Source organism: Microcoleus sp. BM001215392, assembly GCF_036700185.1.
GTDB lineage: Bacteria > Cyanobacteriota > Cyanobacteriia > Cyanobacteriales > Microcoleaceae > Microcoleus.
The window spans coordinates 1-2,514 of the sequence record NZ_JAUBOJ010000617.1; the positions used below are offsets into that span (position 1 = coordinate 1).

Consider the following 2,514-nt stretch of genomic DNA (forward strand, 5'->3'; position numbering starts at 1 on the left):
CCCCAACCCCCCCTTGCTAAGGGGGGGCTTAAGAGGGAGGGTTGTTAATAAGGTTTTTTGTAATAATTCGACGAAGGCACGGGTGCGAGACATTTCAGATATTTCTATGGCTGCATCGAATTTAGATTGGGCGACCAAGACTTTTTGCAGGAGGCGATAGGTAGTGGATTGGATTTCAAGAATTGATATTTTATGGTTGTTATTGACTAATTCAGAGCGAATATTTTCCAAAATTTGGATTGATTCACGGAGTGCTGCTTCGGCTTCTGCAAGTTGGTTATTTATGAAAAAAATTGCACCTAGATTATTGAGTAAATCAGCTTCTCCTTCGCGATTTCCGATTTGCCGTGAAATCACTAAAGACTGTTGGTGAAAGTCGATCGCCCGATTTAAGTCCCCTAGGACTTGGCAGGCTATGCCCAAATTGCCGAGGGATATAGCTTCTCCTTGCCGATCGCCTATTTTCCGTTTCATCACTAAAGACTGTTCGTAAAACTCGATCGCCCGCTTGTATTGCCCTAGGGATTTGTAAGCTATGCCCAAATTGCCCAGGGACATGGCTTCTCCTTGGCGATTTCGGATTTGCCGTGAAATCACTAAAGACTGTTCGTGAAACTCGATCGCCCGCTGGAAGTCCCCTAGGGAATTATAAGCTATGCCCAAATTGTTGAGAGAAGTAGCTTCTTCTTGGCGATTTCGGATTTGCCGTGAAATCACTAAAGACTGTTCATGAAACTCGATCGCCCGCTTGTATTGCCCTAGGGAATTGTAAGTATTGCCCAAATTGCCGAGGGAATTAGCTTCTCCTTGGCGATCTCCCATTTCCCGTGAAATCTTTAAATTCTGTTCGTAAAACTCGATCGCCCGCTTGTATTGCCCTAGGTGATAGTAAGCAACGCCCAAATTGCCGAGGGAATTAGCTTCTCCTTGGCGATCTCCTATTTCCCGTGAAATCTCTAAATGCTGTTTGTGAAAGTCGATCGCCCGCTTGTATTGCCCTAGGGAATTGTAAGCAACGCCCAAATTGCCGAGGGAAGTGGCTTCTCCTTGGCAATTTCCAATTTCCCGATAGATAGTTAAGGCATCTTCCCAAGACTGTAAAGCTTCTCGAAATTGACTGATTCGATGCTGCTGATTTCCTTGTTCTAATAATCTGTCAGCTTCCGCTTGTCCGGTGACTCCCACTGAGGAGTTGTTATTCATACCAAGCAATATCCCTGCACAATTCATCAACCGATGAGCATTATCTAATACGCCAAATCCCCTGAGATTATCCGCCTCTTCCAGCATGGCCGCCACCAAGCCATCATCCAGCAATTCCGGGTGAGTTTTCAATACCTCCGCTTCTTCGCCGCTGGGACTATTTAGCAGTTGATTAATCAGGTTGAGATAGGCTTGTTGGCGATCTGATTTCATGGGGGAGTTATGGGAAGGTTGAAGCGTGAAGGCAGAAGGCCCAATTAAATTGCAATATATTTATTATAGATTGAACTCATCTGTTTGGGGGCGGTTCTTTCGGGCGATATGTTTGTCCGCAAGTCCAACCGGGGCGATTCGTTTGTCCCGAAATCCGCCGGGGATTTAAATCCCCGTCTCATAGCGCAAGTCGGTTAAAAACCGACTGGGGAGATATAGCAATGTTTGTTCAAAAATTTGTTCTTTAGTCCTCTTTGAGAGGACTTTTGCTATGAGACGGGGGTTTTTAACCCCCGGCGGATCTGCGGGTAAGCGAGAGGATTTTGGGCGCGAGCAAATGTGGTAAATTATTGATTTATCAGGTTGAGATAGGCTTGTTGGCGTTCTGAGTTCATGGCGATTTGGGATTTGGGATGGTTCGCTAGATTAATTATCGGTGAAACTCATCTGTTTGGGGCGGGGGATGGCAAGATTGTTGTAGGGTGGCGAGAAACTGGTTGTCGAGAATCTCGCGCGGTGGCCAGAAACCGGGTTTTTTCGAGAATTTTTCGTTACAGTCGAAGATATTGCGAAAAACCCGGTTTCTTTGATTTTGACGTGCGGCGAGAAACCAGGTTTTTTCCGAGAATCTCGATACACCGCGTAAAAACTACGAAAAACCCGGTTTCTGAAGGTTTATGTCGTAGTGCAATTATTTGTTCAGGAGGCCGTTTGTTTGTCCGCGAGCCCAACCGGGGTTTAAACCCCTGTCTCATAGCGAAAGTCAGTTGAAACTGACTGAAGAATGCTGACAAATAGTCGATTATGGTGACAAATATTTGATGGTTTATTTAATCTACTTTTCAGTCCTCTTTTAGAGGACTTTCGCTATGAGACGGGGGTTTGAAACGAACGGCGGACTTGTGGGATAGCGTGGAGATTTTGGTGGCGGTTTTGGGCGACGATTTTCGATTAGGAATTATTGCCAAAAACCCGGATTCTTTGGTTTATGTCGTAGTGCGATTATTTGTCCAGGGGCCGTTTGTTTGTCCGCGAGTCCAACCGGGGTTAAAACCCCTGTCTCATAGCTAAAGTCGGTTGAAACCGACTGAAGAATAA

2 protein-coding genes are annotated in these 2,514 nt (G+C 45.6%); one reads left to right on the forward strand and one right to left on the reverse strand.

The window, feature by feature from the left end:
* A partial coding sequence (locus QT974_RS33425) for a tetratricopeptide repeat protein (RefSeq protein WP_333472660.1) occupies positions 1-1,416 on the reverse strand: 1,416 nt, incomplete at its 3' end.
* Positions 1,417-2,298: 882 nt separating this feature from the next.
* Between QT974_RS33425 and QT974_RS33430 the strand changes: the two genes are divergently transcribed.
* Entirely contained in the window at positions 2,299-2,487 is a 189-nt protein-coding gene (locus QT974_RS33430) for a hypothetical protein (RefSeq protein WP_333472661.1), read from the forward strand.
* The last annotated feature ends 27 nt before the right edge of the window (positions 2,488-2,514 follow it).